Genomic DNA, 19,869 nt, shown 5'->3' with positions numbered 1-19,869 from the left:
GACTCGATGAAGATCGGCATCATCGGTGCGGGCAACATCGGCGGAAACCTCACTCGCCGGCTCACCGCCCTCGGACACCAGGTGTCCGTGGCCAACTCGCGTGGCCCGCACACGCTGACCGCACTCGCCGAGGAGACGGGCGCCACGGCCGTCACCGCGGCCGAGGCCGCGCGTGGCGCGGAGGTCGTCGTGGTGACGGTCCCGCTCAAGAACGTCCCGGACCTGCCGCCCCGTCTGTTCGAAGGGGCGGCCGAGGGCTTTGCGGTGATCGACACGGGCAACTACTACCCCAGGGAGCGGGACGGCAGGATCGCCGCCATCGAGGAGGGGCTGACCGAGAGCCGCTGGACCGAGCAGCACCTCGGCCACCCGGTCATCAAGGCGTTCAACGGCACCTACGCCTCCGACCTCCTGGACAAGCCGCGCCCGCAGGGCGCCCGGGACCGCCTCGCGCTCCCGGTGGCGGGGGACGACGAGTCCGCGAAGAAGACCGTGCGCGCCCTGATCGACGAGTTCGGGTTCGACACCGTGGACGCCGGTGGTCTCGACGACTCGTGGCGCCAGCAGCCCGACACGCCCGTCTACGGTCTGCGTGCGGGCGTCGACGAGGTCACCGAGGCCCTCGCCACGGCGTCCCCGGAGCGGCCCGCGGGGTTCCGCGCGTCATAGCCCGCCGCCGTACGGCACCGGCCAGCGGCACTGAGGCACCCCGCCGGATCAGGAGCGGCGGTCCGCGACGCGCTCCTGCGCACCGCCCGGCGCGGCGGGAGCGTCGTCGCTTCGCGGGGGAGCCGTACTGGACCGCGGGATCAGGGCGGTGGGCAGCACGATGTGCTGCCCACGGTCCGCGTCGGGATCGTTGATGAGCGAGAGCGTCAGCCGGCCTGCCTCGCGTCCGAGGTCCGACGGCGACTGGGCGATGGTGGACAGGTCCGACCACTGCGCCAGTTGGTGATCGTCGAAGCCGAGCACCGACACGCGACCCGGCACGTCGATATGACTGTTGCGCAGGGTCCAGAGGACGGAGATGGCCAGCTCGTCCTGTTCGGCGAAGACGGCCGTCGGCGGCTCGCGCAGGCTGAGCAGCCGCCCGACCGCCTCCGCGGTACTGCGCCTGTCGCCGACCGTCGTGGCGACGACGAGGTCGTCGTCCGCAGGGATACCCGCCTCGGCGAGCGCCTGCTGATGGCCGAGCAGACGTTCGTGCGAGCTGAAGATGAATCCGCTGGCGCCGACCGTCTGCACGAACGCGATGCGGCGGTGGCCGAGGTTGAGCAGATGACGGGTGCCTGCGCGCGCCCCTGCCACGTCGTCGACGTAGACACTCGGCCGGCCGTCGACGTGCTGGCTGACGTAGACGACGGGCATCTGCAGCTCGTCGAGACGGGCGCTCTCCTGCGGCGTGAGGTCGAAGGAGAAGACCAGCAGGGCGTCTGCGTTGCGACGGGCCGGGAGACGGTCGAAGAAGGCTTCCCGCTCGGCCATGTCCGGGGTGACGTAGACGACCAACTCCATGCCGGCGGCGCGCAGTACGGGCCCGAGAGCCGACAACGCCGAGCCGACGAACCATGAGTTGAGGGTGGGCGCGAGCACCGCCACGACGCCGGTCTTCCCCGTGACGAGACTCGCGGCCTGACGGGACACGGCGAAGTTCAGTTCGCGGGCGGCCTGTTCGACGCGGGTGCGTACCTCGGGCGAGACGGTCGAGAAGCCGCGCAGAGTGCGCGAGACGGTGGAAGCGGAGACCCCGGCCCGTTCGGCGACGTCAGCCATCGTGGGGTGCCGTTGATCTGCTGGCATGAACCGGACGTTAGCACAGCGGGCACTTCTCAGCCGTCCCTCGTGACAGCGCTGTCACGCCACAGTCGGACATGCTCACAGGGCGCAGGACAGCGGTAGAGCTTGCACAGTACAGCCGTTTGGCCATCGCATTACCGGCACGTAACGCATTGACTTCACCTGAGGGCACTCCTAGCGTGCAAGCGTTGTCACGACGAGACGCCCAGTGCCCCACCAAGGCGACCCCTACGGGTACTGACCTGCTCATACGGCATGCACACACCGGATGACATCGCATTCATCCACGGCATCGCGGGTGCCCCACGCCCCGCGACGCACCGGAGCCCCACTTCCCCGCCCGCAACGGGCGAACGCCTGCGCACCGAACCCCGCGCACCAGGTGGCCCCACGGCCCGGTTCCGCACGACCAGGAGAGACAGTGAAGACCACGACGACCAGAGCCCTGCGGCGCTCGGGGACGGCAGCCGCGGCGCTCGCCACCCTCGCGGCCTGCGGCGCACACGCCGGCAGGGTGACCCCCGCCGGGCAGCTCCCCGCCTTCGAGGGGCGCGGCCCCATCACGTACGCCGCCGGAAAGGACGCCACCGGCACGGTCCAGGCCGTGCTCGACCGCTGGAACGCGCGGCACCCGCAGGAGAAGGTCACCTTCATCGAACTGCCCACGGACCCGGACGCCCAGCGTCAGCAGATGATCCAGAACGCGGCGACGAAGTCCGATGCCTACACGGTGCTGTCCCTCGACGCCGTGTGGACCTCGGAGTTCGCGGCGCACCGCTGGGTGGACCGGCTGCCCGAGGACGAGTTCCCCGTGCGGCGGATGCTGAAGCCGATCGTGGAGACCGGCACGTACCGCGGCGGCCTGTACGCCCTGCCCGCGAGCTCGGACGGCGGCATGCTCTACTACCGCACCGATCTGCTCGCAAAGGCCGGTATCACCGAACCGCCCGGCACCTGGGCGGAGATGAAGGCCGACTGCGCCAGGGTGAAGAAGCTGCCCGAGGCCAGGGGCATGTCCTGCTACGCCGGACAGTTCCAGAAGTACGAGGGACTGACGGTCAACTTCGCCGAGGCCGTGAACTCGGCCGGCGGCGTGATCACCGACGCCGCCGGCCGGACGCACGTGGACAGCCCGCAGGCCGAGCGGGGACTCGACTTCCTCGTCGGCTCGCTCGAGGACGGCACGATCCCCGACGAGGCCGTCACCTACCAGGAGGAGGACGGCCGCCGGGCCTTCCAGGCAGGCGAGTTGATCTTCGAGCGGCAGTGGGCGTACATGTATCCCCTCGCGGCCAGGAAGGACGGATCCAGCAAGGTCGCCGGCAAGTTCGGTGTCGCGCCCCTGCCCGGACTCGACGGCCCGGGCGCCTCCAGCCTCGGCGGCCACAATCTCGCGCTGTCCGCCTCGGCCCGGAACAAGGCCACGGCCGTCGACTTCATGAAGTTCTTCGCCGGTGAGGAGATGCAGCGCTTCACGCTGGCCAGTGCGCCCGCGGCACCGACGTACGAGGCGCTCTACAAGGACCCGGAACTGGTCGAGAAGTACCCGTACCTCCCCACCCTCAAGCAGTCGATCCTGCACGCCGTTCCGCGCCCCCGCGTCATCAGGTACGGCGATGTCACCGCGGCGATCCAGCGGGAGGCCTATGCCGCCATGACCGGGGCCAAAACCAGCGGGCAGGCGCTGAAGGACCTGCAGAGAGCACTTCAGCGGCAGCCGGCGGCGGAGTGAGAAGAGAGGTCATGGTGAAGACGCACAACGCGACCGGCTCCGTCGAGGACCGGCACACCGACACCCCGGGCCGCGTGCCCGGGGCCCGGCACGGCGGCTCGTCCGACCGGCAGGCCGCACCGGCCGGGCGCCGCCGCAAGCAGCCCCTCGCGACCTCCGGCTCGGCCCGGCTCGCGGCCCTCCTGGTCTCGCCGACGCTGCTGGTGCTCTCGGTCGTGGTGCTCTATCCGACGATCGTGGCGCTGAAGGACTCGCTGTACGGGGCGCCGGGCATCGACCCGAGGACGGGATTCGTCCGCGACGGCGAACCGTTCGTCGGCGCCGACAACTACTCCGCGATCTTCGACGAAGCGGGCGACCGGTTCTGGAACGCCTTCTGGAACACCACCTTCTTCACCGTCACCACGGTCCTGCTGGAAACAGTGATCGGCGTGGCGATGGCACTGATCATGCATCGCGCCTTCCGAGGCCGGGCCCTGGTGCGCGCGAGCATCCTGGTGCCCTGGGCCATCCCGACCGCGGTGACCGGTCTGCTGTGGCGCTGGATCTTCAACAGCGACGGCGTGGCCAACGCCCTCATCGGGCAGCAGGTGCTGTGGACCACCGAAGGCTTCCACGCCAAGGTCGCCGTCATCGTCACCGACGTGTGGAAGACGGCACCGTTCATCGGCCTGCTCGTCCTCGCAGGGCTCCAAGTGATCAACAAGGAGGTGTACGAAGCCGCCAGGATCGACGGGGCCGGAGCAGTGCGCCAGTTCCGGAGCATCACACTGCCGCTGGTGAAGCCGGCCCTGCTGGTGGCCGTGCTGTTCCGCACGCTCGACGCCCTGCGCATGTTCGACCTGCCGTACATCCTCGTCGGAGCCCAGAAGACGTCGGTGGAGACGCTGTCCATGCTCGCCCAGGACCAGGCCGCGAACGTGCGGTTCGGCCCGGCCGCCGCCTACGCCGTCATCCTCTTCGTCTATGTCTTCCTCATCGCGCTGGCCTTCGTGCGGCTGCTGGGAGCCGATGTCGTCGGTGACGACGGCACGGCCGGCAGGAAGCGGCGGCGCAGCCGGCCGATGCGCCGTCCGACGGGGGTGGCGGCATGACGCTCCAGGTCCCCGTCCGGGCACGCAGGTGGGCGCTGTACGCGGGAATCGCGGCGGTCGTCGCGTACTGCCTTGCCCCGTTCTACTGGATGCTGGTCTCCAGCCTCCGCCGCACCTCGGACATCTTCGACAACTCGCCGTTCCCCGCCAGGATCTCCCTAGAGAACTTTGCGGCGGTCCTCGACCCGTCCCGGCAGTTCGGCAGGGCGCTGCTCAACAGCGTCGTCGTGGCCGGCATCACCACCGCACTCGCCCTGGTGCTCGCCACCTTCACCGCGTACGCGATGGCACGCCTGGAGTTCCGGCTGAAGCGGCTGGTGCTCACCCTGATCATCGCGACCTCGATGTTCCCCGTGGTCTCGATCGTCGTCCCCCTGCTGAAGATGTTCGTCGGGTTCGGCTGGATCAACACCTACCAGGCGATGATCGTGCCCAGCATGTCCTTCACCCTGCCGCTCGCGGTCTGGAACCTCACCGCGTTCTTCCGGCAGATGCCGCAGGAACTGGAACACGCGGCCATGGTCGACGGCTGTACCCGGGGCCAGGCGTTCCGCAGGATCATCGTCCCGCTCGCCGCGCCCGGCATGTTCACCACCGCGATCATCACGTTCATCGCGGCATGGAACGAATTCCTCATCGCCCTGTCGATGACGAACAAGCCCGATATGCAGACCGCGCCCGTGGCGATCTCGAAGTTCTCCGGGGCGAGCCAGTTCGAGACGCCGTTCGGCAGCCAGATGGCGGCCGGAGTACTGGTCACCGTCCCGCTCGTGATCCTGGTGCTGTTCTTCCAGCGCCGGATCGTCGCCGGCCTGACCGCCGGTGCGGCCAAGTAGCCCCGCCCACCGCCCGTTGTTGTCCCCTTTGCCACAAAGGAGCATGTGAACCATGTCCCGCACCGCGCCGTGGTGGCGCAGCGCAGTCATCTACCAGGTCTACATCCGCAGCTTCGCCGACGCGAACGGCGACGGAGTCGGTGACATCGCCGGCATCCGCTCCCGGTTGCCCCATCTGAAGGCACTGGGCGTCGACGCCGTCTGGATCAACCCGTGGTACAAGTCGCCCATGGCCGACCACGGTTACGACGTGGCGGACTTCCGCGAGATCGATCCGCTGTTCGGCACCGTCGCCGAGGCCGAGGCCCTGATCGAGGAAGCGCACCAGCACGGCATCCGCGTCATCGCCGACATCGTGCCCAACCATCTCTCCGACCAGCATGCGTGGTTCCGGGCGGCGCTGGCCGCCGGGCCCGGCAGCCCGGAGCGGCAGCGCTTCGTCTTCCGCGAGGGGCGCGGCCCCGAAGGTGCCGAGCCGCCCAACGACTGGCAGTCCTGCTTCGGCGGCCCCGCCTGGACCAGGCTGCCCGACGGGCAGTGGTACCTGCACCTGTTCGCACCCGAGCAGCCCGACCTCAACTGGGAACACCCCGAGGTCCGGGCGGAGTTCGAGGACGTCCTGCGGTTCTGGTTCGGCCGCGGGGTGGACGGCTTCCGCATCGACGTGGCGCACGGCCTGATCAAGCATCCCGAGCTGCCCGACCTGCCGCCCCGCAGGGACCCCGACGCGCCCCCGGAGCATGTCGACCATCCTCACTGGGACCGTGACGAGGTGCATGACATCTATCGTGCGTGGCGCAGGGTCGCCGAGGAGTTCGACGGCGACCGCTCGTTCGTGGCCGAGGCGTGGGCGGACGCGCCGGACAGGCTCGCCGCGTACGTGCGCGAGGACGTCCTGCACACCGCGTTCAACTTCGATTTCCTCATGTCCACCTGGGACGCGAACGCGCTGCGTGAGGTCATCGACGGCTCACTGGCCACGCTCGGCGCGGTCGGCGCACCGGCCACATGGGTGCTGTCCAACCACGACGTCGTACGCCACCCCAGCCGGTTCGGCCGCAGGTCTGCCAGGAAGTGGCGGGCCAACGAGCCCTACCGGCCCGAAGGGCCGCTCGATCTCGAACTCGGGACACGGCGGGCCCGCGCCGCGGCGCTCTTGATGCTGGCGCTGCCGGGCGGCGCGTACATCTACCAGGGCGAGGAGCTCGGACTGCCCGAGGTGGAGGACCTGCCGGATGGGGTGCTGCAGGACCCGTGCTGGGAACGGTCCGGGCACACGGACCGCGGCCGTGACGGCTGCCGCGTCCCCATACCGTGGTCGGGGCGGAGCGCACCGTTCGGCTTCAGTCCCGAGGGGGCCGCCGGTGAGCCCTGGCTGCCGCAGCCGGCGCTGTGGAAGGACTACAGCGTCGAGGCACAGACCGGCGACGACTCGTCCATGCTGGAGCTCTACCGCCGTGCCCTGCGGCTGCGGCGCGAGCACCCCGCACTCGGCGAGGGCGATCTGACCTGGCTGGACGCCCCCGCCGGCGTCCTCGCGTTCACCCGCACCCCCGGCTTCGCCTGCGTCGTGAACCTGTCCCCCCGCCCGTACCGACTGCCCTACCACTCCTCGGTGCTGCTGGCCGGCGGACTGATCGAGAACGGCCTCCTCGAGCCGGACGCCGCCGTGTGGCTCGCACTCTGACGGCCGCGCACGCGGCCGGAAGCCGTGAGCGCACGAACGCTTCGCGAGGGGCGGACTTGGACAAAAGAATCTGACTTGTTGGACGCCCCGGCACCGTCCGGCCTGCGCACGGCGCCCCTGGCACGGCGCTCAGCAGGCCGGACCGTCCGCTGTTGGCGACATGTACCGCGACCCTTCACCCAGAGGGCACGTACCTCCTCTTCCGTTCCGCCCGTCGCTCGTTGATGATTCCGGTCGCTTCTGTTTCCTCACCCCAAGAGGCCCCACACTCATGCCTGACATCAACCGGCGCCGCTTCCTCCAGATCGCGGGCGCATCCGCGGGGTTCGCTGCCCTGTCGAACAGCATCGACCGTGCCGCGGCCATCCCCGCGGCACGCCGCACCGGGACCATCCAGGATGTCGAGCACATCGTCGTGCTGATGCAGGAGAACCGTTCGTTCGACCACTATTTCGGCATGCTCAAGGGCGTACGGGGTTTCGGCGATCCGCGCCCGGTGACGCTGCCCAGCGGCAAGCCGGTCTGGCACCAGGCCGACGGCAAGAAGGAGACGCTTCCGTTCCACCCGACGGCCGACGATCTGGGGATGCAGTTCCTCCAGGGCCTCAATCACGACTGGGCGGGCGGCCACAAGGCGTTCAACAACGGCAGGTACGACCAGTGGGTGCCCGCCAAGACGCCGACGACGATGGCGTATCTCGACCGCGAAGACATCCCCTTCCACTACGCCCTCGCCGACAAGTTCACCGTCTGCGACGCGTACCACTGCTCGTTCATCGGAGCCACCGACCCGAACCGCTACTACATGTGGACCGGGCACACGGGCAACGACGGCACGGGCGGCGGGCCCGTCCTCGGCAACGAGGAGGCGGGATACGGCTGGAAGACCTACCCCGAACGTCTCGAGCAGGCCGGCATCTCCTGGAAGATCTACCAGGACATCGGCGACGGTCTGGACGCCGCCGGCCACTGGGGGTGGATCAACGACGCCTACCGCGGGAACTACGGCGACAACTCCCTCCTCTACTTCGACCAGTACCGCAACGCCAAGCCCGGCGAGCCGCTCTACGACAAGGCCCGTACCGGCACCGACGTGAAGAACGGCGGCGGCTACTTCGACCGGCTCAAGGCCGACGTGCAGGGCGGAACGCTCCCCCAGGTCTCCTGGATCGCCGCCCCCGAGGCCTTCACCGAGCACTCCAACTTCCCCTCGAACTACGGCGCCTGGTACATCGCGCAGATGCTGGACGCGCTGACGTCCGACCCCGAGGTGTGGAGCAGGACGGCCCTGTTCATCACCTACGACGAGAACGACGGCTTCTTCGACCACGTCGTGCCCCCCTACCCGCCGGCCTCGGCCGCGCAGGGCCGGTCCACGGCGGACACCACCACCGAGCACTACGCCGGTGGCTCGTCGTACGCCGCGGGCAACTACGGCCTCGGCCCGCGCGTGCCGATGCTCGTCGTCTCCCCCTGGAGCACCGGTGGCTACGTCTGCTCCGAGGTGTTCGACCACACGTCGATCCTGCGCTTCATGGAGCGCCGCTTCGGTGTGAGCGAGCCCAACATCTCCCCGTGGCGGCGCGCGATCTGCGGCGACCTCACCTCGGCCTTCGACTTCGGCACCGCGAACACGGCCCCCGTCGCCCTGCCCGACACCGCGGCCTACGAGCCGCCGGACCACGAGCGGCACCCGGACTACCGGCCCACCCCGCCGGCCGTCGGCAGCCTCCCCGCCCAGGAGCGCGGCTCCCGTCCCACCCGCCCGCTGCCGTACGCCCCCTACGTGGACGGCGCGGTCAACACGGCCGACGGCCGCATCGCTCTCACCTTCAGCCCGGGCACAGCGGCCGGCGCCCAGTTCTACGTCACGTCGGCGAACCGCACCGACGCCCCGTGGACGTACACGGCCGAAGCCGGCAAGAAGGTCACCGACACCTGGAACTCGGCCTACTCCAAGGGCACGCACCACCTCACGGTGCACGGCCCGAACGGCTTCCTGCGCACCTTCCGGAGCCCGGCGAAGACCGTTGCTCCCGAGGCGACGGCCCGCCACAACGCGGGCACGGGCAACGTGGAGCTGACGCTGGTCAACCCGGGCTCCGGTGCGGCGCGGCTCACCGTCACGAACGCCTACGACGGCCGGTCCCGCACGGTCACGGTGTCCGCCGGCGCCACGGTGAAGCACACCGTCGACCTGGCCGCGACTTCCCGCTGGTACGACGTGACGGTGCTCTGGGACGGGAACACCACGTTCCTGCGCCGGTTCGCCGGTCATGTGGAGACCGGCGCCTCGGGAGTGAGCGATCCGGCGATCCGCACCAGTTGAGGCACCGGACCGGGACCGCACATACGCAGCCGCACCATCAGGGCTCGATACCCACGTCGTCACGGTGGCTCCAGGCTTCCTCCTGGGCGGCGGTCATGGCCGGCCAGTGGTGGTCGCCGCGACGTGGGTACACCCGGGCCGCGTACGTGTCCGGCCGGTAGGCGGGATCGAAGAAGCAGCCCGTGCCGTACTCGCGGTCAGCGGCTGGGCATGCGGCCGCCACAGTGGCGGGGGCCGGCTTACGGCCGGTCCCTGCCCAGGCCGCCAGCGTCCGGAGCGCCGCCGCGTAGCCGGAGTCGCTGAGCGCGCTGTGCTCGCTCTCGCGGGTGAACGTCTGCACCAGGTTCCGGGCGTTGCCGGCTCCCGCGAGCGTGGCCCGGTAGGCAGACTCGTGCTCCACGAAGGCGGTCGGGTCGTCGATCGCGTGCAGGGTGAGGACGGGGACGGAGACCTCGCCGGTCAGGTCACTGTCGTAGGAGAGGTCGCGGACGGCGGACGGGTCCGCGGTGAAGCGCTGGACACCCTTGTTCAGGGCGCGGTCGTCGTGCGAACCGGTGTAACGGACACCGCGGTTGTCGAAGGGGTTGCGGCCGCCGAGCCGGTTCTCGACGATGTCGCGGAAGGTGAACGTCGCGAACTTGAGATGCGACAACAGCGTGCGTTCGGGGATCCTCACGACGGACAGGATGTCGTCGAGGTTCTGCTGCTGGGCCGCTGTCCGGTCCTGCGGATCGGATGCGTAGCCGGTGCACTCCTGGAGGCGCGCCTCCAGGTCGCGGCCGGTCATGTCGGATCCGGCCGGCAGGCCCTTCCACAGCGGGTACTGCTCCTCCGGGGGCCGCGGATGGTTGCCGCAGTAGTACTGGTGGACCACCCGCAGATCGACCCGGTAGTTGTAGCCGCGCGAGCCGCCCCCCAGAACCCCGTTGGTGAGCAGGACGCCGTCGTACGCGGAGCGGTACGTCTCGGCTGCCTTGGCGGCGACGTTGCCTCCCCAGGACTGGCCGTGCAGGAGGGTCTGCCGAGGTGGGCCGAAGGCCCGGGTGAACAGGCGGCGCAGGTTCTCGGAGTCGGCAGCCGCCATCCGTGTTCCGTAACCGCCGCGGCGGTAGGAGGACCCCGCCCAGGCGTAGCCCTCCTTGACCATGACCGACCAGCGCTCCAGGTCTTCGGCACTGCGCTGCGGTGTGGGGGCGCCCAGGTCCGGCCCGCCGTGTGCGTGCAGCACGAGGCTGCCGTTCCAATTGTCAGGAACGGCAAGGGAGAAGTGGGCGCCTTTCTCGTCCTGCCCGGCGTAACAAGTGGCCCGGTCCTTCAGGTCCTTCGGGCACACCACCCGCTGTGGCGCAAGTGCCGCGTCCGCCGCGGCCGGTACGGGGGAGAGCCCCGCGGCCAGGCTCAGTCCGGCGGCGCCGGCCACCGCAATCGTGGCCGCCCGCTTCGGGCGACGACGGGCTCCGGGCGAAAGGCGGGTGGAGCGGGACGACGGTGGTGGGCTCGAGTGCACGGGACTCTCCTCGCTCGGCGGCTTCGGCGTAGCGCTGCCGCGTGACGCTAGTAACACCCCCTCCCACGGCCGAGCTTGCGTTCATAAAGTACGCAGCCCGCCGTGCACCGGGCCTGTCGGCAGCCATGCGCCGACTGACGGACGTCCGCGTCGTTCCGCCGGGAGGACATCACGGCGATGTAGCGTCCGGCTCGGCACTTTGAACAGGGAAGTTGCTGTTTGTCTCGTGCGTGCCGAGTATCCGACGCTGCAACGAGCGGCACACCCACGAACTGGAGGCCGCCTTGCCGGGACGCGCTGCGGACAAGTCACTGCTCGACCGGTGGGGGCTGCCGAGGCCGCTCCTGCTCGGATACGCCGGAGTCCTGCTGTTCATGGTCGGCGACGGGGTGGAGATCGGATTCCTCGCCCCGTACATGGCCGACCACGGTGCCGGGACGGACGTGCGAGCGGGGTACGTGTTCACCGCCTACGGCATCGCCGTGATGCTCGCGTCCTGGTTCTCCGGTGCGCTGGCCGAGATCTGGGGCCCACGCCGGGTGATGTGGATCGGCGGCGCCGTCTGGGTCGTCTTCCATGCGTTGTTCCTGGTGGCGGCGCTGGGCACCGAGAACTATCCACTGATGCTGGTGCTCTACGGGCTGCGCGGCTTCGGCTATCCGCTCTTCGCGTTCGGATTCCTGGTGTGGATCACGGCGACCGCGCCGAAGGCACGGTTGGGCGCGGCTGTCGGCTGGTTCTACTTCGCGTTCACCGGCGGTCTGCCCACCCTCGGTTCGCTCTGGGCAAGCGCGAGCATCCCCGCACTCGGGGAGATGGGCACCCTCTGGTCGGCGCTCGCCCTCGTCACCGCGGGTGGGCTGCTCGCACTGGTCGGCGCCCGCTCCCGGGCGGGCGGCGACCGGCTGGCCCCGCCGGGGATGTCGGCGCGGCAGAGCCTGTTGACGAGTGTCTCCGTCGCCTGGACGCATCCCCGCGTTCTCGTCGGCTGCCTGGTGCGCGTCATCAACACCGCGCCGGTGTTCGGCATGCTGGTCTATCTGCCGCGCATCTTCTCCGACGACGTCGGGTTCGGCAGCACCCGCTGGCTCCAGCTGCTGGCGATCATCTTCGGCACCAACATCTTCTTCAACCTCTTCTTCGGGACCCTCTCCGACAGGATCGGCTGGCGCACCACGATCGCCACCTTCGGCGCCTTGGGCTGCGCGGTCAGCATCTGCCTCCTGCACTTCCTTCCGGCCTGGCTCGGCGCCGACCACTACGGGGTCGCCGTCCTCGCCGGGATGCTCTACGGCGCGACCCTCGCCGGGTTCGTACCGATCTCGGCACTCGTCCCTTCCATGGCCCCGGAGAACAAGGGTGGCGCGGTGGCACTGCTCAACCTCGGAGCAGGCGGTGCGGCATTCGCCGGACCGGCTCTGGCCAGCCTCCTTCTTCCGCTCGCCGGTGCGGCAGGAGTGACGGTCGTCTTCGCCGGGCTCTACGTCGTGGCCGCGCTCCTCACCCTGACCCTGAAGCTTCCGGAGGAGCGGCGCCGGAAGGGCGGGCCGACTGACACCCAGGCGGACCCGGAGCCGGTGGCCGGGCTTCACTGAGCCGTTTGGCGCACCGCCCTGCGCCTGCACAGCCACGGCGCGTCGGCCCTCGGAGCCACGCGCTCCTGGACCAGGTCGGCCTCGGCAGGCGGAAGGCCGGTGCCCGCCCGCACCAGTGCCGCGGCTTCGCCGTACGGTCACGGCCGGTGGGCAATCTTTCCAAAAGCGCCACAGGGGCTGCGCATCGCCTGCGGCACCTGCCGTTAGCGTGACTGGCCGACCGATCCGGCGCGCGACAGTGCGCCCGGTGCCGTTGTTCCGGCGCCTCCGGCAGATCAGGCCGCACAGAAAGTTTGCAGATGGACTACTGCTCGTCATGTCGTCGGCACCTCAACGGCGCGCTGGTGTGCCCCGGGTGCGGCGCGTACGCGCCGGACATCGCACCGCCTGCCCACATCGCGGACGGCGCGCAGGCGGCCATGACCCCGTGGGATCCGTTCCGTGCGTCGCAGCCGTCGCCTGCGCGGGAGTCCGTCTCCGACGAGCCCGGCACCGCTCGGCGTGGTGACGCCACCGGGGCATTTACGCCCGGTGGCCGCGGCCCGGCGAACGATGCGGTGGACGAGGACGAGACCCCGCCCGGGCCCGCAGCGCCGGCCGGCCGGGCCGCCCGGCGGCGACAACTGGCCCGCTGGAAGAAGAATCGGCGCCGTGCTGTGGCCGGGACGGCCATAGCCCTCGTCGGCGGCGGTCTGACCATCGCCGCGCTGCCGTCGGACTCGTCGCGCGGCGGGCCGGCCGCGGTCTCGGCACCCGACCCGATCAGCTCGCACCCGGCTGCGATGAGCAGGCCCTCCTCGCCGACTGCGGAGCCGCACGAGCGGGCGTCACAGCCTCCCCGCACTCGCCCCACCGCCACCGAGGCCACGACCAGGCCCGCCGCCCCGAGTCGTCCGACGGCGGCGCCCACGCCGGCGGCCACGCGCTCGGCCACGGTGTCCTCCGCGCCGCGGTCGCCCTCGGCCGACCTGCCCATTGTCCCGGCGACCCCACGGCCGACCGCTTCCGCCTCCACCGGCACAGGCGCGGCGACGAATCCGGCGCCTGAGGCCACCACAGCTCCGGCAGCACCCGCACCCACGAGGTCGCCCGCGGATCCGCCCCGGGTGTGCCTGCTCGTCGTGTGCATCGGCTGACGAGGAATCCGGGCGCAGGATGGCCGCCTCCACCGTGTGTGGTGTGCCGCGCGTGAGCTGACCGCCGTCCGAGCCGAGTTCCTGCCGCGCAACGGCCGGGGCGGGCGCACACTGGATCCATGGGCATGTTCCAGGGCGACGTGACGGTGATCGCCGACGGCGTCGAGTACGCGGCGAGCGCAGATCTGCGTTCGTGGGCCGAGAAGCACGAAACCGCCCCGCCCGGCCCGTCCGAGCCGGTCGGGGCGATCGAGGCCGTGGAGGCGGCCGGGGGCCTCGCCGACTGGAACGGCACGATCGAGATCTCCGCCGGTGAGGATGCCGCCTGGGCCGTGATGGACGCCGAGGCGCACCAGGTACGGATGCCCGACGGCGGCGTCTGCGGGTTCGTGGTGAGCCGTCGCTACTTCGGCACCGGCCTTCTGCTGATCACCGGCAGCGGAGAACCGCCGTTCTGACGCGCGTCCTCCCCCGGTCACAGGCCTCAAGGGCATTCTCGGCCACGCCCTCGGTGCGGCCATCGAAGCGGTCTGTGCCGTTCTGACACAGCAGCAGCAGACGACCCCGCCGACCGTGAACTGTCGAGAGCCCGGACGCCGATCTCGACATCGTGACCGAAGTGCCCCGCCACCTCCCCGTGGAGGCGGCGGTCAGCAACTCCTTCGGCTTCGGCGGTCAGAACGCCTGCCTCGTCTTCCGGGCGGCCGGTTGACCCCCGGCCCGTGCCCCCGAGCGCCACGGCTTCACCGTGCGGCAGCGGACCGCCTGCGCGCCTCGTCGGCATCAGCCGGCCAGGCGCAGCCGGCGTCACATCCCCAGTGCCGCGACCGGCCCCATCACCACGACCGGGTCCTTGGCCGGGTCGAGTGTGCGCACCAGGTCGCGCATGTTCTCCCGCGGGAGCGAGACGCACGCCTGGGTGGGGCCGTTGTGGTCGACGTGGATCCACACCCCGCCGCCCTTGCCCGCGCCGAGCGGCCGCTCCTTGTCCAGAGGGCTCGTGCCCGGGATCCGGTTGTAGTCGATGGCGACGACGTAGTCGAACGAGCCTTCCAGGGGCTCACCGTCGAATCCGGTTCCCGACGCGACGAACTCCTCGTCCTGGTCGTAGGGCAGCAGCGAGCCGGGGTCGGGCAGCAGCCCGCCCGCATCGCCGAGGTCGAAGATGCCGATCGGTGTGCGCAGGTCTCCGGCCTGGTGGTCGTCGGTCCAGCCGTTCAGGGCGTTGCGTGCCGGCCACGGGCCGCGGACGGGCCGCCAGTGCTGCTCCGTGTCCTTCTCGTAGAGCACCGCCGTGGCCATGTTGCTGTCCTGCGTGTCACCGGACACGACCAGCGCCTGCCGTGTTTCGTTGCCGAGGCCGGAGCGGAACACCGGACCGAGTCCGGGGAGGGTGCCGGCCCGTGCGGCATGCCGCTCGACGTCGGCGTGCTTGTTGGAATCGGCGCCGGCCCGCGGCCGGGGGTCCGGTGCCGTACGGGACGGTTGGTCGGCACAGCCGGCGGAGCCGGCGAGGAGCAGTGCCACACACATTCCACGGGCCAACAGCCTCGTGGCTGCCTCGCTTACGGGCATGGGAGAGCATCCTCCGCGTTCGGGAACAGTGCGGCATGGGTACCCGGTCTGCGCCGCTGTCGGTCGCGTACTGCATGCACTCACTCCACCGGGGCATCAACCGGGTGCCATCAGCGGGTCTCGGCGTTCTCCGCAAGGGTGAGGTTCACGCCTGTCGTGGGGTCGAAGAGGTGCATCCTGGAGGTGTCGACCCACAGTTCGGCCTCGCTGCCCTCCCGGACGCGGGTGTCGCTGCTGAGCCGGGTGACGATCTGGTGCTCGCTGATGCCCGTCTCGCTCACCCCCGAATCGGCGGCCAGCTCCTCCAGTTCCGACGTGGCGGTGGGCTGCCAGTCGTCCTCCGTGAAGTAGGCGTACACATCGGATCCGAGGGATTCGACCACACCCACCGTGACGGTGAAGGCGACCCCCGCACGGCCCGGCTCGACCAGGCTCGCGTCCTCGAATGCCTCGGGCCGCAGGCCGGCGATGAGGTCGCGTGGGGCGTTCTGCCGTTCGAGGGCGCGCAGCACACCCGGTTCCAGGGCCAGTTCGCCGACGGAGGTGTGAAGCACGTTCTCCTCCAGCGTGGCGTGGAGGAAGTTCATGGCGGGTGACCCGATGAATCCTGCGACGAAGAGATTGCGCGGCTCGTCGTACAGATGCTGGGGAGTGCCGACCTGCTGGACGACTCCGCCACGCATGACGACCACCCGGTCGCCGAGCGTCATCGCCTCGGTCTGGTCGTGGGTGACGTAGACGGTGGTGGTGCCGAGCCGCTGCTGGAGGCGGGAGATCTGGGTGCGCATCTGCACCCTCAGCTTGGCGTCCAGGTTGGACAGTGGCTCGTCCATGAGGAAGGCCTTCGGGTCGCGGACGATGGCCCGGCCCATGGCCACGCGCTGGCGCTGGCCGCCCGACAGGTTGGCAGGTTTGCGGTCCAGATGCTCCGTCAGGTCGAGGATCCGTGCCGCTTCCTCCACCTTGCCGCGGATCGTGGCCTTGTCCGTCTTCGCCAGGCGCAGCGCGAAGCCCATGTTGTCGCGCACACTCATGTGGGGGTACAGCGCGTAGCTCTGGAAGACCATGGCGATGTCGCGGTCCTTGGGCGCCTTGTCGTTGACGACCTGGCCGTCGATGCGCAACGTCCCCTCGGTGATGTCCTCGAGACCGGCGATCATGTTGAGGGTGGTGGATTTGCCGCAGCCGGACGGACCGACCAGGATGACGAACTCCCCGTCGGCCACGGTGAGATTGACGTCGCGCACCGCCAGGGCACCGTCGGGGTACCTCTTGGTGATGCCCTCGAGAATGATCTCGGCCACTGGTCGGTGCTCCTTGTCCTGACGGCCGGCTGATTGCCGGTCAGCCCTTCACGGCGCCGGAGGTGAGTCCGGCGACGATGCGCCGCTGGAACAGCAGCACGAAGACGATGATCGGAATGGTGATCACCACGGCCGCCGCTGCGATGGAACCGGTCGGCTGCGCGAACTGGCTGCTCCCGGTGAAGAAGGCGATTGCCGCGGGAACCGTCCGCGCCGCAGTGGTCGAGGTCAGAGAGATCGCGAAGAGGAAGTCGTTCCAGCAGAAGATGAAGACCAGGATCGCCGTGGTGAACACACCGGGGGCGGCCAGCGGGGCGATCACCAGCCGGAACGCCTGGGCGGGAGTGGCGCCGTCGACCTTCGCCGCCTTCTCCAGGTCCCACGGGATCTCACGGAAGAACGCGGACAGCGTGTAGATCGCGAGAGGCAGGGAGAAGGTCATGTACGGGATGATGAGCCCCAGCCAGGTGTCGAAGATGCCCAGGATGCGCTCGATGTTGAACAGCGGGGACACCAGCGAGATGGGCGGGAACATCGCGATCAGCAGGGACATCCCGACGAGCAGTCGTTTGCCGGGGAACCGCAGCCGTGCCACGGCGTACGCCGCCATGGTGCCGAGGACCACAGCGATCACGGTCGCGATGAGCGCGATGCCGATGGAATTGATCAGGGCGCGGGTGAATTCGGACGTCTCGAAGATGCCGCGGTAGTTGTCCCATGTCCATTCGGTCGGGATGAAGTTGCCGTCGGTGATCGTCGACGGGGCCTTGAACGACAGCGCCGCGATCCACCACACCGGGAACAATGCGTAGGCGATGACCACGATGTTGGTGACGGTCCAGCCCGTCGCATGCCGTTTTCCTGCGCCGGCCATCAGCGTCCCCCCTCTTGAGAGCCGGGGGCGGAAGCCCCGAAGAGTTTGATGAACACGAAGGCGATCAGCGCGACACACAGGAAGATGAGCACCGAGATCGCCGACCCGATACCGAGGTTGAGCGCGGTGAAGAGGTTGTCGTACCCGAGGATCGACACCGAGCCCGTCCCGTGCGCGCCCGAGGTCAGGATGTAGATGTTGTCGAAGATCCGGAAGGCGTCCAGGGTCCGGAACAGCAGTGCGACGAGGATGGCCGGTTTCATCAGCGGCACCATGACCAGGAGGAACCGCTGCCAGGCGGTGGCTCCGTCCACCTGCGCGGCGCGCAGGGTCTCCTCCGGCACCAGGGCGAGCCCGGCGAGCAGGAGCAGCGCCATGAACGGGGTGGTCTTCCACACCTCGGCCAGGATGATCAGTCCGATGGCCGGCCACTGCTCTGTCAGTGGGGCGTCGCCCGACGGCAGCAGCGCGGCGAGATATCCCGTGTCGGGTGTCCAGGCGTACTGCCAGGAGTAGGCGGCGACCACGGTCACGATGCCGTACGGCACCAGGATCGCTGTCCGTACGGTGCCGCGGCCGAAGATCGTCCGGTGCATGACCAGGGCGAGCGCGAACCCGAGGACGAGCTCGACGGTCACGGAGACGGCGGTGATGACCAGGGTGACCCAGACCGCCTCCCACCAGAACTCGGAGGAGAGCACGGCACCGTAGTTGCTCAGCCCGACGAAGTCGGCCCGGCCCGGGAAGCGGAGGTCGTAGCGTTGCAGCGACAGGTAGAAGGCGTATCCGATGGGATACGCCGTGACGGCGACCATGACCACGACGGCGGGCGCACACAGCAACCATCCGAGCCGCCGCTCCTGGCGTGCCCCCTCGGACATCGCCTCGGACCTGCCCGGTGCGGGGGCAGCTGCAGTGGAGTGTGCCGGGGCCGGTTGGTTCACGGGATCAGCCCCTTGGACTCGAGGGCGTCCTCGATCTGGCCTTCGATGAGCGCGACGTCGCTGCGCGGCTGGATGGCCGAGGGCGGCGAGAGGGCGTGCGAGATCGTGATGGACACGTTCTGATAGGCAGGGGTCTTGGGGCGGATACTGGCGTTCTCCAGGGCGTCGAGCACTGCGGATGCGAACGGGTAGTCCTTGGCCAGCGCGGGATCCGAGTACAGCGAGCGCAGCGTGGGCGGCAGTCCGCCCTTGAGGGCGGCGGCGATCTGGTTCTCCCGGTTGCGCAGGCACAGGGCCGCCTCGAAGGCGAGCTTGGGATGGCGGGAGAAGGCACCGACGGCCAGGTCGATGCCGCCGATGGTGGGCTTGGCGGGCCGGTCGGGCTCCACTCCGGGGTAGGGCGCCCAACGGAAGTGTTCGAACAGGTCCGGGTTGTTCGCCTTCATCGACGGATAGACGAACGGGTAGTTGAGTTCGAAGGCGGCGGCGCCCGATTCCATCGCGAGCCGGTTCTGGTCCTCCATCTGATTGGACAGGGACGGGTCGGCAGCCGGTGATCTGGCGAGATCCCGCATGATGGTGGCCGCTGTGACGGCGGGAGGGCCGAGGGAGGGTGCGGTGGCAGCGGCGTTGAGGATCGAGCCGCCCGCGCTCTCGACGAGCGTGTTGAACCAGACCGTGAGCCCTTCGTACTGGGCGCCCTGGATCTCGACGTAGTGGGGCTTGCGCTGCCGGGCGAGGTCGCGCGCCATGGTCAGCATCTCGCTCCAGGTCTTGGGCGGCCTGGGCACGAGATCGGTGCGGTACCACAGCAGTTGGGTGTTGGTGTTGTAGGGGACGGCGTAGAGGCGCCCCTTCCAGGTGGCCGTCTGCAACGGCACGTCGAGGGTTCCCTCGGTGGCACGCCGCCGGTTCTCGCCCGTCCACGGCAGGATCCACTCGGCCTCGGCGAACTCGGCCGGCCACGTGACGTCGAGTCCGATGATGTCGACGGTGTCGTCCTCTGCTGCCAGCCTGCGGACCAGCTGCTGGCGCTGGCCGTCCGCGGTGCGTGGCAGCTTGTTGTACTCGATGCGGTACCGCCCGCCGGAGGCGCGGGTGCAGTTGACCGCGGCGCTGTCCAGCGCGCCCGAGTCGTCGGGGAAGTTGTACCAGTTGAGGGTGACGGTGCCGGATTCCTCGGAGCCGCAGCCGCTCAGCAGCACGGCGAGCAGCGGCAGCGCCGCGAAGGCCCGCAGCATCCGTGCGGCGCCGGACCGTCGCCGGCACATGGGGTCGGGCCGTGCGGGGTGGGTTTCTGCCGCCGCACGCTCCACGCGATTCACGCCCCTCCGGTCCGGTCAGGATGTCGGGCCCGGGCCCGGGCCCGTTCGGAAGTCCTGTGCCGCCGACCGTAAGGGGCTCGGCGCGGCGGCCCACGGCCGCGGTCACGTGTCGCGGCAGCTGTCACCCGCACGGC

Annotated in this window: 16 protein-coding genes; 9 read left to right on the top strand and 7 right to left on the bottom strand. The window is 69.9% G+C overall.

What is annotated here, in order from left to right; genetic code table 11:
- Window positions 1-6 precede the first annotated feature (6 nt).
- Window positions 7-669, top strand: a complete 663-nt coding sequence (locus tag AC067Z_RS12770; protein ID WP_478789499.1) for an NADPH-dependent F420 reductase — start codon at window positions 7-9, stop codon at window positions 667-669.
- 48 nt (window positions 670-717) lie between these two features.
- On the opposite strand, the gene AC067Z_RS12765 is transcribed toward AC067Z_RS12770, so the two are convergent.
- A complete protein-coding gene (locus AC067Z_RS12765; protein ID WP_478789498.1) occupies window positions 718-1,800 on the bottom strand; it encodes a LacI family DNA-binding transcriptional regulator in 1,083 nt (360 codons plus the stop codon).
- Between the two features lie 418 nt (window positions 1,801-2,218).
- On the opposite strand from AC067Z_RS12765, the gene AC067Z_RS12760 reads away from it, so the two are divergent.
- The 5 genes from AC067Z_RS12760 to AC067Z_RS12740 all read left to right on the top strand — a co-directional run bounded on the left by AC067Z_RS12760 (window position 2,219) and on the right by AC067Z_RS12740 (window position 9,475).
- The gene (locus AC067Z_RS12760) at window positions 2,219-3,529 is read left to right on the top strand and encodes an ABC transporter substrate-binding protein (protein WP_478789497.1); all 1,311 of its coding nucleotides are present in this window, start codon (window positions 2,219-2,221) and stop codon (window positions 3,527-3,529) included.
- 11 nt (window positions 3,530-3,540) lie between these two features.
- The gene (locus tag AC067Z_RS12755; protein WP_478789496.1) at window positions 3,541-4,623 is read left to right on the top strand and encodes a carbohydrate ABC transporter permease; all 1,083 of its coding nucleotides are present in this window, start codon (window positions 3,541-3,543) and stop codon (window positions 4,621-4,623) included.
- Window positions 4,620-5,459, top strand: coding sequence for a carbohydrate ABC transporter permease (locus AC067Z_RS12750; protein ID WP_478789495.1), 840 nt, complete (start codon window positions 4,620-4,622; stop codon window positions 5,457-5,459). Before AC067Z_RS12755 ends, AC067Z_RS12750 begins: the two co-directional genes overlap by 4 nt.
- 52 nt (window positions 5,460-5,511) lie before the next feature.
- A complete protein-coding gene (locus AC067Z_RS12745) occupies window positions 5,512-7,146 on the top strand; it encodes a glycoside hydrolase family 13 protein (RefSeq protein ID WP_478789494.1) in 1,635 nt (544 codons plus the stop codon).
- A gap of 271 nt (window positions 7,147-7,417) precedes the next feature.
- Window positions 7,418-9,475, top strand: a complete 2,058-nt coding sequence (locus tag AC067Z_RS12740; protein ID WP_478789493.1) for a phosphocholine-specific phospholipase C — start codon at window positions 7,418-7,420, stop codon at window positions 9,473-9,475.
- 37 nt (window positions 9,476-9,512) lie between these two features.
- Here AC067Z_RS12740 and AC067Z_RS12735 read toward each other — a convergent pair whose 3' ends face one another.
- Window positions 9,513-10,982, bottom strand: a complete 1,470-nt coding sequence (locus AC067Z_RS12735) for a DUF6351 family protein (protein ID WP_478789492.1) — start codon at window positions 10,980-10,982, stop codon at window positions 9,513-9,515.
- Between the two features lie 284 nt (window positions 10,983-11,266).
- Here AC067Z_RS12735 and AC067Z_RS12730 point away from each other — a divergent pair, with 284 nt between their 5' ends.
- From AC067Z_RS12730 to AC067Z_RS12720, 3 genes are all read left to right on the top strand, one after another.
- The gene (locus AC067Z_RS12730; protein WP_478789694.1) at window positions 11,267-12,577 is read left to right on the top strand and encodes an MFS transporter; all 1,311 of its coding nucleotides are present in this window, start codon (window positions 11,267-11,269) and stop codon (window positions 12,575-12,577) included.
- A gap of 299 nt (window positions 12,578-12,876) precedes the next feature.
- Window positions 12,877-13,713, top strand: a complete 837-nt coding sequence (locus AC067Z_RS12725; protein WP_478789491.1) for an SCO2400 family protein — start codon at window positions 12,877-12,879, stop codon at window positions 13,711-13,713.
- A 119-nt stretch (window positions 13,714-13,832) separates the two neighbouring features.
- Window positions 13,833-14,171, top strand: coding sequence for a hypothetical protein (locus AC067Z_RS12720; protein ID WP_478789490.1), 339 nt, complete (start codon window positions 13,833-13,835; stop codon window positions 14,169-14,171).
- 349 nt (window positions 14,172-14,520) lie between these two features.
- On the opposite strand, the gene AC067Z_RS12715 is transcribed toward AC067Z_RS12720, so the two are convergent.
- The 5 genes from AC067Z_RS12715 to AC067Z_RS12695 form a co-directional block, all read right to left on the bottom strand.
- Window positions 14,521-15,288, bottom strand: coding sequence for a hypothetical protein (locus AC067Z_RS12715; RefSeq protein WP_478789489.1), 768 nt, complete (start codon window positions 15,286-15,288; stop codon window positions 14,521-14,523).
- 110 nt (window positions 15,289-15,398) lie between these two features.
- Window positions 15,399-16,592 carry an ABC transporter ATP-binding protein gene (locus AC067Z_RS12710; RefSeq protein WP_478789488.1) on the bottom strand — a complete coding sequence of 398 codons (1,194 nt, stop codon included), beginning with the start codon at window positions 16,590-16,592 and terminating at the stop codon, window positions 15,399-15,401.
- Between the two features lie 40 nt (window positions 16,593-16,632).
- Complete coding sequence (locus AC067Z_RS12705) at window positions 16,633-17,466, bottom strand: carbohydrate ABC transporter permease (RefSeq protein WP_478789487.1); 834 nt, start codon at window positions 17,464-17,466, stop codon at window positions 16,633-16,635.
- Complete coding sequence (locus tag AC067Z_RS12700) at window positions 17,466-18,347, bottom strand: carbohydrate ABC transporter permease (RefSeq protein ID WP_478789486.1); 882 nt, start codon at window positions 18,345-18,347, stop codon at window positions 17,466-17,468. Before AC067Z_RS12700 ends, AC067Z_RS12705 begins: the two co-directional genes overlap by 1 nt.
- A gap of 59 nt (window positions 18,348-18,406) precedes the next feature.
- Window positions 18,407-19,735, bottom strand: a complete 1,329-nt coding sequence (locus AC067Z_RS12695; protein WP_478789485.1) for an ABC transporter substrate-binding protein — start codon at window positions 19,733-19,735, stop codon at window positions 18,407-18,409.
- Window positions 19,736-19,869 lie beyond the last annotated feature (134 nt).

The organism is Streptomyces sp. NPDC043812 (assembly GCF_056436245.1).
This window is presented reverse-complemented; position numbering and strand designations above follow the sequence as displayed.

Coding starts and splice junctions, on each gene's coding strand:
- AC067Z_RS12770 (WP_478789499.1), top strand. CDS start 7: ATGAAGATCGGCATCATCGGTGCGGGCAACATCGGCGGAAACCTCACT.
- AC067Z_RS12765 (WP_478789498.1), bottom strand. CDS start 1,800: ATGCCAGCAGATCAACGGCACCCCACGATGGCTGACGTCGCCGAACGG.
- AC067Z_RS12755 (WP_478789496.1), top strand. CDS start 3,541: ATGGTGAAGACGCACAACGCGACCGGCTCCGTCGAGGACCGGCACACC.
- AC067Z_RS12750 (WP_478789495.1), top strand. CDS start 4,620: ATGACGCTCCAGGTCCCCGTCCGGGCACGCAGGTGGGCGCTGTACGCG.
- AC067Z_RS12745 (WP_478789494.1), top strand. CDS start 5,512: ATGTCCCGCACCGCGCCGTGGTGGCGCAGCGCAGTCATCTACCAGGTC.
- AC067Z_RS12740 (WP_478789493.1), top strand. CDS start 7,418: ATGCCTGACATCAACCGGCGCCGCTTCCTCCAGATCGCGGGCGCATCC.
- AC067Z_RS12725 (WP_478789491.1), top strand. CDS start 12,877: ATGGACTACTGCTCGTCATGTCGTCGGCACCTCAACGGCGCGCTGGTG.
- AC067Z_RS12720 (WP_478789490.1), top strand. CDS start 13,833: ATGGGCATGTTCCAGGGCGACGTGACGGTGATCGCCGACGGCGTCGAG.
- AC067Z_RS12715 (WP_478789489.1), bottom strand. CDS start 15,288: ATGCCCGTAAGCGAGGCAGCCACGAGGCTGTTGGCCCGTGGAATGTGT.
- AC067Z_RS12705 (WP_478789487.1), bottom strand. CDS start 17,466: ATGGCCGGCGCAGGAAAACGGCATGCGACGGGCTGGACCGTCACCAAC.
- AC067Z_RS12700 (WP_478789486.1), bottom strand. CDS start 18,347: ATGTCCGAGGGGGCACGCCAGGAGCGGCGGCTCGGATGGTTGCTGTGT.